Annotated in this window: 12 protein-coding genes; 10 read left to right on the forward strand and 2 right to left on the reverse strand. The window is 73.0% G+C overall.

Features of this window, described 5'->3' with window-relative positions:
- Positions 1-172: 172 nt before the first annotated feature.
- The 5 genes from recA to dapF are packed head-to-tail and all read left to right on the forward strand — an operon-like array spanning position 173 to position 5475.
- Positions 173-1249: a recombinase RecA gene (gene recA / locus JOD46_RS09725; protein WP_204393774.1), complete on the forward strand. Its 1077-nt coding sequence runs from the start codon at positions 173-175 to the stop codon at positions 1247-1249.
- A gap of 16 nt (positions 1250-1265) precedes the next feature.
- The gene (locus JOD46_RS09730; protein ID WP_204393776.1) at positions 1266-1976 is read left to right on the forward strand and encodes a regulatory protein RecX; all 711 of its coding nucleotides are present in this window, start codon (positions 1266-1268) and stop codon (positions 1974-1976) included.
- 42 nt (positions 1977-2018) lie between these two features.
- On the forward strand, positions 2019-3620 hold the full coding sequence (gene miaB / locus JOD46_RS09735) for a tRNA (N6-isopentenyl adenosine(37)-C2)-methylthiotransferase MiaB (RefSeq protein WP_204393778.1): 1602 nt from the start codon (positions 2019-2021) through the stop codon (positions 3618-3620).
- 1 nt (position 3621) lies between these two features.
- Positions 3622-4542 (forward strand): tRNA (adenosine(37)-N6)-dimethylallyltransferase MiaA, encoded by a 921-nt coding sequence (miaA, locus tag JOD46_RS09740; RefSeq protein WP_204393780.1) that lies wholly within the window; start codon positions 3622-3624, stop codon positions 4540-4542.
- A 48-nt stretch (positions 4543-4590) separates the two neighbouring features.
- Positions 4591-5475, forward strand: coding sequence for a diaminopimelate epimerase (gene dapF / locus JOD46_RS09745; protein WP_204393782.1), 885 nt, complete (start codon positions 4591-4593; stop codon positions 5473-5475).
- 36 nt (positions 5476-5511) lie between these two features.
- On the opposite strand, the gene JOD46_RS09750 is transcribed toward dapF, so the two are convergent.
- Positions 5512-6123: a class I SAM-dependent methyltransferase gene (locus JOD46_RS09750; RefSeq protein ID WP_204393784.1), complete on the reverse strand. Its 612-nt coding sequence runs from the start codon at positions 6121-6123 to the stop codon at positions 5512-5514.
- 41 nt (positions 6124-6164) lie between these two features.
- Here JOD46_RS09750 and hflX point away from each other — a divergent pair, with 41 nt between their 5' ends.
- The 3 genes from hflX to metE all read left to right on the forward strand — a co-directional run bounded on the left by hflX (position 6165) and on the right by metE (position 11251).
- Positions 6165-7691 (forward strand): GTPase HflX, encoded by a 1527-nt coding sequence (gene hflX / locus JOD46_RS09755; protein WP_204393786.1) that lies wholly within the window; start codon positions 6165-6167, stop codon positions 7689-7691.
- A 225-nt stretch (positions 7692-7916) separates the two neighbouring features.
- Positions 7917-8912, forward strand: coding sequence for a methylenetetrahydrofolate reductase (locus tag JOD46_RS09760; protein ID WP_204393788.1), 996 nt, complete (start codon positions 7917-7919; stop codon positions 8910-8912).
- Positions 8909-11251 carry a 5-methyltetrahydropteroyltriglutamate--homocysteine S-methyltransferase gene (gene metE, locus JOD46_RS09765; RefSeq protein WP_204393790.1) on the forward strand — a complete coding sequence of 781 codons (2343 nt, stop codon included), beginning with the start codon at positions 8909-8911 and terminating at the stop codon, positions 11249-11251. Before JOD46_RS09760 ends, metE begins: the two co-directional genes overlap by 4 nt.
- Positions 11252-11336: 85 nt before the next feature.
- Here metE and lexA read toward each other — a convergent pair whose 3' ends face one another.
- Positions 11337-12014 (reverse strand): transcriptional repressor LexA, encoded by a 678-nt coding sequence (gene lexA, locus JOD46_RS09770; protein ID WP_307835105.1) that lies wholly within the window; start codon positions 12012-12014, stop codon positions 11337-11339.
- Between the two features lie 274 nt (positions 12015-12288).
- Between lexA and JOD46_RS09775 the strand changes: the two genes are divergently transcribed.
- Positions 12289-12630 carry a LysM peptidoglycan-binding domain-containing protein gene (locus JOD46_RS09775; protein WP_204393795.1) on the forward strand — a complete coding sequence of 114 codons (342 nt, stop codon included), beginning with the start codon at positions 12289-12291 and terminating at the stop codon, positions 12628-12630.
- A gap of 58 nt (positions 12631-12688) precedes the next feature.
- Positions 12689-13783, forward strand: coding sequence for a histidinol-phosphate transaminase (locus JOD46_RS09780; RefSeq protein WP_204393797.1), 1095 nt, complete (start codon positions 12689-12691; stop codon positions 13781-13783).

Raw genomic sequence — 13783 nt, forward strand, 5'->3', positions numbered from 1 at the left:
GTCGCATCCATCCACATTCGTCGGCTCACACGCCGCGGATGTCGGTGGCCGCCCATACGGTCGGAGCGTCGGAACACACCGCAACCGCCTTGTCGCGAGACGTGCCGGGTCATGGCCGGGTACGCGGAACGACAGCCGAGAGGCAGCCGAACCCCACCACGAAGGAGCACCGATGCCATCACCCGCAGACCGCGAGAAGGCCCTCGAGACCGCACTCGCCCAGATCGACCGCCAGTTCGGCAAGGGCTCGGTGATGCGCCTCGGCAGCGAGGAGCGCGCGCCGGTCGAGATCATCCCCACCGGCTCCATCGCGCTCGACGTGGCGCTCGGCGTCGGCGGCCTGCCCCGCGGCCGGATCGTCGAGATCTACGGCCCCGAGTCCTCGGGCAAGACCACGCTGACCCTCCACGCGATCGCCAACGTGCAGCGCGCGGGCGGCATCGCGGCGTTCATCGACGCCGAGCACGCGCTCGACCCCGACTACGCCAAGAAGCTCGGCGTCGACATCGACGCGCTGCTCGTCTCCCAGCCCGACACCGGTGAGCAGGCACTCGAGATCGCCGACATGCTCGTGCGCTCGGGCTCGATCGACCTGGTCGTCATCGACTCGGTCGCGGCGCTCGTGCCCCGCGCCGAGATCGAGGGCGAGATGGGCGACTCGCACGTCGGCCTCCAGGCGCGCCTCATGTCGCAGGCGCTCCGCAAGCTCACGGGTGGCCTGAACCAGACCAAGACCACCGCGATCTTCATCAACCAGCTCCGCGAGAAGATCGGCGTGTTCTTCGGCAGCCCCGAGACCACCGCGGGTGGCAAGGCACTGAAGTTCTACGCCTCGGTCCGCCTCGACATCCGTCGCATCGAGACCCTGAAGGACGGCACCGAGGCGGTCGGCAACCGCACGCGCGTCAAGGTCGTCAAGAACAAGATGGCGCCGCCGTTCAAGCAGGCCGAGTTCGACATCCTGTTCGGCGTCGGCATCTCGCGCGAGGGCAGCCTCATCGACTACGGCGTCGACCAGGGCATCGTGAAGAAATCGGGCGCCTGGTACACCTACGACGGCGACCAGCTCGGCCAGGGCAAGGAGAACGCGCGCAACTTCCTACTCCAGAACCCCGACATCGCGGCCGACATCGAGAAGAAGATCCTCGCCAAGCTCGGCATCGGGCAGCCGACGGGCGCGGCCGCGCAGGCGGGTGCACCCGGCGTGGCGCCGGTCGAGTCGCTCGCCGCGAAGCGCAAGGGCGCCTGAGCCGGGCGGGGGCACGATGAGCGAACAGTCGGATGAGCGCATCGCGCCCGTCGCCTACCTGCCGTGGGTGGTGCCGTCGTCGGAGGAATCCGAGCGCGGCGGCACCGCTCCCGCGCGCCGTGCGAGCCGGCACCCGGCCGGTCGTGGGCTCGGCGGACCGCCCCCCACTCGGCTCGCCGTGGTCGGCGAGTCCGACGCGGAGGGCGAGGCCCAGCCCGGCGGCCTCGCGTCGGCCGAGCCGGTCGAGACGGGCGTCGAGCGCGATGCGCGCATCGACCGGCTGATCGTCTCGCGGCTCCGGCGCTCCTCGCTCTCGATCGCCGAGGTGCGCGCGGCGCTCGTCGAGCACGGCCTCGACGATCACGAGGTCGAGGAATGGATCGAGCGGTACGAGCGGCTCGGCTACCTCGACGACCGGCGGCTCGCCGAACAGCTCGTGCACAGTCACGGCGTGCGGCGGGGTCGTGGCAGCGGCGCACTGCTGAGCGAACTCGGTCGCCGCGGCGTCGACACCGAGCTGGCGCGCGAGGCGCTCGACGCGCTCGACCCCGAGGTCGAACTCGAGCACGCCACCCAGGTGGCGGTCCGGCGCGCCCGGCAGCTCGCCGGACTCGACCGCATGACGGCCGAGCGGCGCCTCAGCGCGTTCCTGCTGCGTCGCGGGTACGGCAGCGACCTGGTGCGCCGCGCGGTCGCGGCCGCGCTCGAGGGCGAGCCCACGGGCTGACGAGGCCGAGCCTCGGCTCGCGGATCGTAGACTGGTCCGATCATGACCATCATCCACGAGGCGTCGTCCGTGCCCGGCGCCGCCGCCGAGCCGGCCGCGCCGAGGACCTACGAGGTCCGCACCTTCGGCTGCCAGATGAACGTGCACGACTCCGAGCGCCTGAGCGGCTCGCTCGAGGCCGCCGGGTACGTCCCCGCGAACGGCGGTGAGCCCGACGTCGTCGTGATCAACACGTGCGCGGTGCGCGAGAACGCCGACAACAAGCTCTACGGCAACCTCGGCCACCTCGCCGGCGTCAAGCGCCGGCACGCGGGCATGCAGATCGCCGTCGGCGGCTGCCTCGCCCAGAAGGACAAGAACGTCATCCTCGAGAAGGCGCCCTGGGTCGACGTCGTCTTCGGCACGCACAACATGGGATCGCTGCCGAGCCTGCTCGAGCGCGCGCGCCACAACGACGAGGCGCAGCTCGAGATCCTCGACGCGCTCGAGGTGTTCCCCTCGACGCTGCCCACCAAGCGCGACTCGACCTACTCCGGGTGGGTGTCGATCTCGGTCGGCTGCAACAACACGTGCACGTTCTGCATCGTGCCCGCGCTGCGCGGGAAGGAGAAGGACCGCCGGCCGGGCGAGATCCTCGCCGAGATCCAGGCGCTCGTCGACGACGGCGCGGTCGAGGTCACGCTCCTCGGCCAGAACGTCAACTCCTACGGCGTCGAGTTCGGCGACCGGCAGGCGTTCGGCAAGCTCCTGCGCGCCGCCGGGCGGATCGAGGGCCTCGAGCGCATCCGCTTCACGAGCCCGCACCCCGCGGCCTTCACCGACGACGTCATCGACGCCATGGCCGAGACGCCGAACGTCATGCCGCAGCTGCACATGCCGCTCCAGTCCGGCTCCGACCGCATCCTGAAGGCGATGCGCCGCTCGTATCGCTCCGAGAAGTTCCTCGGCATCCTCGACCGGGTGCGTGCACGCATCCCGCACGCGGCGATCTCGACCGACATCATCGTCGGCTTCCCCGGCGAGACCGAGGAGGACTTCCAGGCGACCCTGCGCGTCGTGGAGGCCGCGCGCTTCGCCTCCGCGTTCACGTTCCAGTACTCCATCCGCCCCGGCACCCCCGCCGCGACGATGGAGGAGCAGGTGCCGAAGGAGGTCGTGCAGGACCGCTACGACCGTCTCATCGCCCTGCAGGAGCGCATCTCGTGGGAGGAGAACCAGGCGCTCGTCGGCCGTCCGGTCGAGGTGCTGGTCTCCACGGGGGAGGGCAAGAAGGACGCCGAGACGCACCGGCTGAGCGGTCGCGCCGAGGACAGCCGCCTCGTGCACTTCGAGGTGCCCGAGGGTTCGGAGCTGCCCCGGCCCGGCGACGTGGTGTCGGTCACGATCACGCAGGCGGCCCCGTTCCACCTGCTCGCCGACTCCCTCGACGGCACGCCACTGCGCATCCGTCGCACGCGCGCGGGCGACGCGTGGGACCGCGCGCAGGCCGAGAGCTGCGGCGTGCCCGCATCGCCCGGCGCCGCGGCATCCGCGCCGGGTCGCGTGTCGCTCGGGCTGCCGACGCTCCGAGTCGGCCCCGAGCCCCTCACCGCGCCGGGCGTCGGCACCATGCCGATCTACGACCCGAGCGACGGCCAGCGCTGACGTGACGCTCATCGCGATCGTCGGTGCGACCGGCACGGGCAAGTCGCGCTTCGCGCTCGACCTCGCGCACGCGATCGCCGAGGCCGGGCGACCCGCCGAGGTGGTCAACGCCGACGCCATGCAGCTCTACCGCGGCATGGACATCGGCACGGCCAAGCTCGCACCCGCGGAGCGCGAGGGCGTGCCGCACCGGCTGCTCGACGTGCTCGACGTCACCGACGAGGCGTCCGTCGCGGCGTACCAGTCCGAGGCGCGGAGGGCCGTGGACGAGATCCTCGCGCAGGGTGGCGTCGCGCTGCTCACCGGCGGCTCGGGGCTCTACGTCTCGAGCGTCATCCACGACCTGCGCTTCCCGGGCACCGACGCCGCCGTCCGCGCGCGACTGGAGGCCGAGCTCGACGAGGTCGGGCCGGGCCTGCTGCATCGCCGCCTGCGGGAGCTCGACGCCGAGACGGCCGCGAGCGTCGACCCGCAGAACGGCCGTCGCATCGTGCGCGCGCTCGAGGTCATCGAGCTCACGGGGGAGCCCAAGGCCGCGCGCCTGCCCGACGTGCCCGTGCCGTGGCGCCCGCACCGCATCGTGCACCTGCGCTCCGAGCGGGCGACGCTCGTCGACCGGCTCGACGCGCGCGCCGCGGCGATGTGGCGCGACGGCCTCGTCGAGGAGGTGCGCGAGCTGATCCCCGCCGGGCTCGAACGCGGCGTCACCGCGCGCAAGGCGATCGGCTACGCGCAGGCACTCGCGCAGGTCCACGGCCGCATGACCGAGGCCGACGCGATCGCCGAGACGCAGGCGCTCACGCGGACGTATGCGCGGCGCCAGGTGGGCTGGTTCAAGCGGTACGCCGACGCCGCGATCGTCGACGCCGATGATCGCGCGGCGGTCGAGGCCGAGGTCGCGCGCCAGGCCGCGCTGGGCTGACCCCGTCGCGCGTCGGGGAGGGCCCCCGGCGATCCCTAGACTGAGGGGATGGCGTTCGATCTGCGCTTCACCAAGGGCCACGGCACGGGCAACGACTTCGTGCTCTTCAGCGACCCCGAGGGAGACGTGCAGCTGACGCCCACGCAGATCGCCGCGGTGTGCGACCGGCACTTCGGCGTCGGCGGCGACGGCCTCATCCGCGCCGTGCGCTCCGATCGGCTCGTCGACGGGGCCGCCGCGATCGCGGAGGATCCGGATGCCACGTGGTTCATGGACTACTGGAACGCCGACGGCAGCCCGTCGGAGATGTGCGGCAACGGCATCCGCGTGTTCACGCGCTACCTCGTCGACCAGGGCCTCGTCGACCTCGCCGACGGCGACTGGGTCGCGATCGGCACTCGTGCGGGTGTGCGCCGCGTGCGCGCGCTCGGCAGCGGCGGCTTCGAGGCCGACCTCGGCGTCTGGCGCCTCGATGGCGGCGAGCCCCTCGTGCGTGCCAAGAACCTGCCTGTGGCCCGTCCCGGGCTCGGCATCGACGTCGGCAACCCGCACGTGGTCGTCGCCCTCGCCGACGACGACGAGCTCGAGAGCCTCGACCTGGCGTACGTGCCCATCCTCGACCCGGAGCCCCAGGCCGGTGCGAACGTCGAGTTCGTCGTGCCGGCCGAACCGCTCGTCGAGGCCGGGCGGGGCCGGATCCGGATGCGCGTGCACGAGCGCGGCTCGGGCGAGACCCTCTCGTGCGGCACGGGCGCGGTGGCGTCGGCTCTCGCGGTGCGCTACTGGGCGGGCGAGGGCGCGCCCGACGAGTGGGTCGTCAACGTACCGGGCGGCATCGTGGGGGTGCGCATGGTCGCGGAAGGCGACGGCGAGCACGTGCTGCTCTCCGGCCCGGCCGAGCTCGTGTTCGACGGGGTGCTGAGCCTCGCCTGAGCGAGCGGATGCCGCGGCGCGGCCGACCGCGCGCCGTCAGCGCTCGCGCGTGACCGCGAGGACGCGGAACCCCTTCGAGGTCGCGGCGCGCTCGACGTGCCATCCCTCGCCGAGGTCGTCGGCGAGCCAGCGCTGCAGCGAGTCGGCGCCGAGGTTCTTCTGCACCACGAGCCACGCGGTCGCGCCGGCCTCGAGCCGCGGCAGCCAGCGGCGCAGCAGCTCGTGCAGCTCGGCCTTGCCGATGCGGATCGGCGGGTTCGACCAGATCGCGGCGAAGCGCACGTCGTCGGGAACATCATCGGGGCGAGCCGGGTTGACATTGGTGAGGCCCAGGCGCGCGGCGTTGCGGCCGACGAGGTCGAGCGCCCGCTCGTTGACGTCGACCGCCCACACCGTGGCATCCGGCGCCTCGAGGCCCAGGGTGAGCGCGACGGGGCCCCACCCGGCGCCCAGGTCGAGCAGATGACCGCCGGCCGGGGGCTCGGGCACCTCGTCGAGGAGCACGCGCGTGCCGAGGTCGACGTGGCCGGGGCTGAACACGCCGCCCGCGGTGAGCACGTCGAACTCGCGACCTGCGAGGCGCACGGTGACGGTGCGGAGCGCGCGGTCGTCGGCGGGCTTCGACGAGAAGTAGTGCTCCTGCGGCATACAGGGGAACCTATCGCACGAACGGAAGTAGGCTGGACGGGATGAACGACGCGGAACACGAGACCCACGACGACGCGGTTGCTCGCGTGCTCCGGAGCGCGGACGTGCGCGCGGGCGTCGCCCGATTCGGGGCCTCCGAGGCCGCGTCGATCCAGCGCGAGGGGCTCGCGGTCGATGCCGACGGCGGCTTCGACGGCGAGCAGTACGACCGCGAGGCGCGCGCGGCGCTCCGACGCGTCGGCGGGCTGTCGACCGAGCTCGAGGATGTCACGGAGGTCGAGTACCGGCAGCTGCGACTCGAGAACGTCGTGCTCATCGGCGTGTACCCGCAGGGCTCGCTCGAGGATGCCGAGAACTCGATGCGCGAGCTCGCGGCGCTCGCCGAGACGGCCGGTGCGCGCGTGCTCGACGGCGTGCTGCAGCGCCGTCCGCATCCCGACCCCTCGACCTACCTCGGCCGCGGCAAGACGGAAGAGCTGCGTCACATCGTCGCGGCGCTCGGGGCCGACACGGTCGTGGCCGACACCGAGCTCGCGCCGAGCCAGCGACGCGCCCTGGAGGACGCGGTGAAGGTCAAGGTCATCGACCGCACCGCCGTCATCCTCGACATCTTCAGCCAGCACGCCAAGAGCCGAGAGGGCAAGGCGCAGGTCGAGCTCGCGCAGCTCGAGTACCTCCTCCCTCGCCTGCGCGGCTGGGGCGAGTCGATGTCGCGCCAGGCCGGCGGCCAGGTCGGCGGCGCCGGCGCGGGCATGGGCTCCCGCGGTCCCGGTGAGACCAAGATCGAGCTCGACCGCCGGCGCATCCATTCGCGCATGGCCAAGCTCCGCAAGCAGATCGCGGGCATGAAGCCCGCGCGCGACGCCAAGCGCGCCAACCGCAAGCGCAATGCGGTGCCCTCGGTCGCGATCGCGGGCTACACCAACGCGGGCAAGTCGAGCCTGCTCAACCGCATCACCGGGGCGGGCGTGCTCGTCGAGAACGCGCTCTTCGCCACGCTCGACGCGACCGTGCGCCGCAACACCACGTCCGACGGTCGCGTGTACACGATCGCCGACACCGTCGGGTTCGTCCGGAACCTGCCGCACCAGCTCGTCGAGGCGTTCCGGTCGACGCTCGAGGAGGTGGGCGACGCCGACTTGATCGTGCACGTCGTCGACGGCGCGCACCCCGACCCGGCGGCGCAGATCGCGACCGTGCGCGACGTCATCGGCGAGGTCGGCGCGCGCGACGTGCCCGAACTCGTGGTCTTCAACAAGGCCGACCTCATCGGGCCCGAGGAGCGCCTCGTGCTCCAGGGGCTCGAGCCGAACGCCGTGTTCGCCTCGGCGCGTACCGGCGAGGGCGTGCCCGACGTGCTCGCCGCGATCTCGCGCATGCTGCCCGACCCGGCGATCGAGGTCGACCTCCTCGTGCCGTACGACCGCGGCGACGTCGTCTCGACGCTGCACGAGACCGGCCGCGTGCTCTCGACCGACTACGTCGAGGACGGCACGCGCATCCGCGCGCTGGCCTCGCCCGAGCAGGCGGCGCAGCTCGCCGAATTCCGCGCGACCGCGCTCGCCTGACCTCGGCCGCGTGACCTCCCGGAGTCACGGGTCGTAACAACGGGGACGATTCCGGGCGCCCCGGCGTATCGTCGCTCCTGATCGTGGCGAGCGGCCGGATGCCGCCCGCCTGGAGCGACCGCCGAGCCCGGCACCCGCCCGCGAGACCCGCCCGCCGTTCCGGCCGGCCGGGCGCGGAGTGCCGTGCCTGCCACCGTCCGTCGCGGCATCCGCACCAGGAGCACCATGACCGGACGCGAGCCAGCCGGCGACGGCGACGGCGCTCGGCCGAGGCCGCCGATCTCGTTCGAGCTGTTCCCGCCGCGCACCGACGCGGCGGCGATCGCGCTCGGGCGCACGATCGACCGGCTCGCGGAGGCCGACCCGGCCTTCATCTCGGTGACGTTCGGCGCGGGCGGATCCTCGCGCGACCGCTCGCTCACCGTGCTGCGGTACATGCTCGAGCACACGGATGTCGAGCCGATGGCGCACCTGACCTGCGTGGGCTCGAGCCACGCCGAGGCGAACCGGCTCGTCCGCGAGTTCCTCGACGCGGGCGTGACGAGCTTCCTGGCCCTGCGCGGCGACCCGCCGGTCGGCGCCGGCCCCGAGGCGGGCATCGGCGACCTCGAGAGCGCGGCCGAGCTCGTCCAGCTCATCCACCGCGTCCAGGAGGAGCGCGAGCCCTACGGACAGGTCGGCATCCCCGGCATCCCGGGCGCGACCCGCATCCTCGAGCGACCGCGTCCCGAGCGCGTCGCGGTCGCCGCGTTCCCGACCGGCCACCCGCGCTCGCGCGGCGCCGGCCAGGACGTCGACGTGCTGCTCGCCAAGGAGGTCGCGGGCGCGAACCTCGCCATCACGCAGCTGTTCTGGCACGCCGACGACTACCTCGGCTTCGTCGAGCGCGCCCGGGCCGGCGGCGTGACCATCCCGATCCTGCCGGGCATCATGCCGGTCACGACCCCCGCGCGGCTCGCACGCCTCGAGCAGCTCACCGGCGTGCCCGCGCCGAGCGAGCTCGCGATCGCGCTCGAGATCGAGCCCGACGCCGACGCGCAGTTCGACCTCGGCGTCGACTTCGCCGCCGACCTCGCCGGCGAGGTGCTCGCCGGCGGCGCCCCCGGACTCCACCTGTACACCTTCAACCGCCACGAGGCCGTGCTCGCCGTCCTGGACCTGCTCGGCCTGCGCACCATCCCCGCCCACGCGGGCACCGAGAGGAACACGAGAGAACGATGACCGCACCCGCCTTCCCCGCCGGAACCATCCTCGGCTACCCCCGCATCGGTCGCCGCCGCGAGCTCAAGCACGCCGTCGAGGCGTTCTGGGCCGGACGCATCGACGCCGACGAGCTCGAGCGCACGGCCGCGGACCTGCGTGCCGCGACGCGCGAACGCCTCGCCGCGCTCGGCCTCGGCCGCACCGACTCCGCGATCCCCGAGAGCTTCTCGTACTACGACCAGGTGCTCGACGCCGCCGTCGCGGTCGGCGCGATCCCGACGCGCTTCGAGCGACTCCTCGACGCCGACGGCCGGCTCGACCTCACGGGCTACTTCACGGTCGCGCGGGGCGAGGGCGCCGACGCGCCGCTCGAGATGACGAAGTGGTTCGACTCGAACTACCACTACCTGGTGCCCGAGATCGGGCCCGACACCGCCTTCGCCGCACACGCCGACGCGCTCGTCGCGCAGGTGCGCGAGGCCCGCGAGGCCGGGTTCGTCACGCGCCCCGTGCTCGTCGGGCCGGTCACCTTCCTGCTGCTGGCCAAGGCGGCGGATGACGCGCCCGAGGGCTTCCGCCCGATCGAGCGCCTCGCCGACCTGGTGACCGTGTACGCCGAGCTGCTCGCGGCACTCCGCGATGCCGGAGCCGAGTGGGTGCAGCTCGACGAGCCGGCGCTCGTCAGCGAGAGCATCGACGAGCCGCGCGAGCGCGTGCTCGACGCGGTCGGCGCGGCCTACGACGTGCTCGGCGCCGCCGAGGCGCGCCCGGCGATCTTCGTCGGCGCGCCGTACGGCTCGCTCGACGACGCGCTGCCCGCGCTCGCGGCGACGCCCGTCGAAGCGCTCGGGCTCGACCTCGTGCGCGGCACCGCGCCCGAGCGGCTCGACGGCGTGACCGAGGAGGCGCTCGCCGCGAAGACGCTCGTCGCGGGCGTGATCGACGGCCACAACATCTGGCGCGGCGATCTCGAGCGCGCGTTCGCGCACGCCGAGGCGCTCCGCTCGTTCTCGGGCGACGTCGCGGTGTCCACCTCGACCTCGCTGCTGCACGTGCCGCACGACGTCGAGGACGAGTCCGCGCTCGACGCCCGCCTCGTGGGCTGGCTTGCGTTCGCCGACCAGAAGGTCGCGCAGGTCGCGGTGCTGGCTCGCGGCCTCGCCGAGGGGCGCGAGGCGATCACGGCTGAGCTCGACGCGGCATCCGCCTCGCTCGCCGACCGCGCCGCCGCCCCCGGCGTGCGCGTGCCCGCCGTGCGCGACCGCCTCGCCGCGCTCGGCGCCGACGCCTTCGCGCGCGTCGACTACGACGCGCGCGTCGCCGCGCAGGAGGACCTCGCCCTGCCCGCGCTGCCGACCACGACGATCGGCTCGTTCCCACAGACCGCCGACATTCGCCGCGCCCGCGCCCGCCTCGTCAAGGGCGAGCTGACGGATGCCGCCTACCGCGAGCTCATGCGCGAGGAGATCGCCCGCGTCATCCGCCTGCAGGAGGAGCTCGGCCTCGACGTGCTCGTGCACGGCGAGCCGGAGCGCAACGACATGGTGCAGTACTTCGCCGAGCTGCTCGACGGCTTCGCCGTGACCCAGAACGGCTGGGTGCAGTCGTACGGATCGCGCTGCACGCGCCCGTCGATCCTGTGGGGCGACGTCTCGCGTCCGGCGCCGATGACGGTGGAGTGGTCGCAGTACGCGCAGTCGCTGTCGGAGAAGCCCGTCAAGGGCATGCTCACGGGCCCGGTGACGATCCTCGCGTGGTCGTTCGTCCGCGACGACCAGCCGCTCGGCGACACCGCACGCCAGGTCGCCCTGGCGCTGCGCGACGAGATCGGCGACCTCGAGCAGGCCGGCATCCGCGTCATCCAGGTCGACGAGCCGGCGCTGCGCGAGCTGCTGCCGCTCAAGCGCGCCGACCAGCCCGCCTACCTCGACTGGTCGGTCGGCTCGTTCCGGCTCGCGACCGGCGGCGCCGCGCCCGCGACGCAGGTGCACACGCACCTCTGCTACTCGGAGTTCGGCGTCGTCATCGACGCGATCCGCGAGCTCGACGCCGACGTCACCTCGATCGAGGCGGCCCGCAGCCGCATGGAGGTCGTCGACGACCTGTCGGCCAGCGGCTTCGACCACGGCGTGGGCCCGGGCGTGTACGACATCCACTCGCCGCGCGTGCCGAGCGTCGAGGAGGTGCAGTCGCTGCTCGAACGCGCCGTCGGCGCGATCCCGGCCGGACGGCTCTGGGTGAACCCCGACTGCGGCCTGAAGACGCGCGGCTACGACGAGACGGTCGCGTCGCTCGCGAACATCGTCGAGGCGACGCAGGCCGTCCGTGCCGGCGCGGCGGTGGTCGCCGCGGGCTGACCCACCGAACGCACGAGGGGCGGATGTCGCGGCGCGAGGCCGCGGCATCCGCCCCTCGTCGTGCCGGGCGGGCGTCGCCGACGCGTCAGACGGTGCGGAGCACCGCCACGACCTTGCCGAGCACCTCGGCCTGGTCACCGAGGATCGGCTCGAACGCCGTGTTCCGTGGGAGCAGCCACGTGTGGCCGTCGCGCTGGCGGAACACCTTGACGGTGGCCTCGCCGTCGAGCATCGCGGCGACGATCTCGCCGTTCTCGGCGGTGGGCTGGGAGCGCACGACGACCCAGTCGCCGTCGCAGATCGCCGCGTCGATCATCGAGTCGCCCACGACCTTGAGGATGAACAGCTCGCCCTTGCCCACGAGCTGGCGGGGGAGCGGGAACACCTCCTCGATCTGCTGCTCGGCCGTGATCGGCACGCCCGCGGCGATGCGGCCGACGAGCGGCACCATCGCGGCGTCGCCGACCGGGGCGGGCTCGGCGGCCGACTGACGCGGCTCGGTGCCGGGCACGTCGATGAGGACCTCGAGCGCACGCGGGCGGTTCGGGTCGCGGCGAAGGTACCCCGCGAGCTCGAGCTGGTTGAGCTGGTGGGTCACGCTCGAGAGGGAGGAGAGCCCGACCGCGTCGCCGATCTCTCGCATGCTCGGCGGATAGCCCCGCTCGGCGACCGACCGGCGGATGACCTCGAGGATCGCGAGCTGCTTGGCGCTCAGCGTCTTGCGCCGACGCGACCGGCCGCCCGTGCCGCGTGCCTGGTCGATGTCGATCGTCACGGTGTCGCCTCTCGTCGCGGCCCTCGTCGGCCTGATCGTGATGTCGGTGGTCGGTGTTCGACTGTCCTCGGACATTCGAAACTGTATCCGCCTCGCACACGCGCGACAAACATCCGTTCGAGTGTGTCGCGGAATCGGCACCGGAAATCCCACCATCCGGTTCCTTGCACCGTCGAATGTTCGAAGATATATTCGGAACACAGCTTCGCATCCGGCCCTCCCGGCCGAGCGGCCGGATGCGGAGCTACCCGGGAGGTGCGGAATGAGTGCAGTGGTGATGGCAGCGGGCGGTCGCACGCGGCTCCGGCTCACGCGCCGAGGTCGCGTCGTATTCACGACGCTGGCGGCGGCGCCCCTCGTCATCGGCGTGCTCGTCGGCTCGCTCGCCTCGGGCGGGGCGGTCGCCGGCATCGACGACGGCACGCCGCCCGCGGTCTTCGACACGATGGTGGTGGGGGCCGGCGACACGCTCTGGGGCATCGCCGAGTCGATCGCGCCCACAGCCGATCCGCGCGAGGTCATCCACGACATCATGCGGCTGAACGGCCTGCGCGACGCGGTCGTGCAGCCGGGTCAGCGGCTCGCGCTGCCCGTCGTCGAGTAGCGTCGTCCGGCGACGTCTCCGGCCGAAACGTCCGGCCCACCGCGGATAGCATTGATCGGTGACGAGTCTCGACGACCTTCCCATCCGCGACGACCTCCGCGGGAAGTCCCCGTACGGTGCGCCCCAGAAGACGGTGCCCGTCGCGCTCAACGTCAACGAGAACACGCATCCGATCCCCGAGGATGTCGCGCACGACATCGTCGCCCGCGTCGCGGCCGCGATCATCGGGCTGAACCGGTATCCCGACCGCGAGTTCACCGAGCTGCGCACCGCGCTCGCGCGCTACCTCGGCCACGGGCTCGTGCCCGAGCAGCTGTGGGCGGCGAACGGCTCGAACGAGGTGCTCCAGCACATCCTCCAGGCCTTCGGCGGACCGGGTCGCCGGGCCCTCGGATTCGCGCCGACCTACTCGATGTACGGACTGCTCGCCTCGGGCACCGGCACCGAGTGGGTGACCGCCGAGCGCGACGCCGACTTCGAGCTCTCGCCCGAGACGGCCGTCGCGGCGGTCCGCCGGCACGACCCCGACATCGTGCTGCTGTGCGCCCCGAACAACCCCACGGGCACGCCCCTGTCGCTCGACACGATCGCCGCGGTCGCCGACGCGGCCCGTGGCGTCGTCGTGGTCGACGAGGCGTACTTCGAGTTCGCCGACCCCGGCACGCCGAGCGCGCTGACGCTGCTCGAGGGGCGGCCCCGCCTGCTCGTGTCGCGCACCATGAGCAAGGCCTTCGCCTTCGCGGGCGCGCGGGTGGGCTACCTCGCCGCCGACCCGGCCGTGATCGACGCGCTGCGCCTCGTGCGGCTGCCGTACCACCTCTCGGCGCTCACCCAGGCCGCCGCACTGGGCGCGCTCGCGCACTCGGGCGAGATGCTCTCGATGGTCGACGAGATCCGCGGCCAGCGCGACCGCATCGTCCGCGAGCTCGCCGCGCTCGGCTACCGCCCGTACCGGAGCGGCGCGAACTTCGTGCTGTTCGGCGACGTGGCCGATCCGCACGCGGTGTTCGAGGCGCTGCTCGACCGCGGCATCCTCATCCGCGAGATCGGCCTGCCGGGCTGCCTGCGCGTGACCGCGGGCACCGAGGCCGAGACCACCGCGTTCCTCGAGGCGATGGCCGCGTTCACGCCGGCCGCATCCGCCGCCCAGTGA

It is taken from the genome of Agromyces aurantiacus, from assembly GCF_016907355.1.
Lineage (GTDB): Bacteria > Actinomycetota > Actinomycetes > Actinomycetales > Microbacteriaceae > Agromyces > Agromyces aurantiacus.

Coding starts and splice junctions, on each gene's coding strand:
- recA (WP_204393774.1), top strand. CDS start 173: ATGCCATCACCCGCAGACCGCGAGAAGGCCCTCGAGACCGCACTCGCC.
- JOD46_RS09730 (WP_204393776.1), top strand. CDS start 1,266: ATGAGCGAACAGTCGGATGAGCGCATCGCGCCCGTCGCCTACCTGCCG.
- miaB (WP_204393778.1), top strand. CDS start 2,019: ATGACCATCATCCACGAGGCGTCGTCCGTGCCCGGCGCCGCCGCCGAG.
- dapF (WP_204393782.1), top strand. CDS start 4,591: ATGGCGTTCGATCTGCGCTTCACCAAGGGCCACGGCACGGGCAACGAC.
- JOD46_RS09750 (WP_204393784.1), bottom strand. CDS start 6,123: ATGCCGCAGGAGCACTACTTCTCGTCGAAGCCCGCCGACGACCGCGCG.
- hflX (WP_204393786.1), top strand. CDS start 6,165: ATGAACGACGCGGAACACGAGACCCACGACGACGCGGTTGCTCGCGTG.
- JOD46_RS09760 (WP_204393788.1), top strand. CDS start 7,917: ATGACCGGACGCGAGCCAGCCGGCGACGGCGACGGCGCTCGGCCGAGG.
- metE (WP_204393790.1), top strand. CDS start 8,909: ATGACCGCACCCGCCTTCCCCGCCGGAACCATCCTCGGCTACCCCCGC.
- JOD46_RS09775 (WP_204393795.1), top strand. CDS start 12,289: ATGAGTGCAGTGGTGATGGCAGCGGGCGGTCGCACGCGGCTCCGGCTC.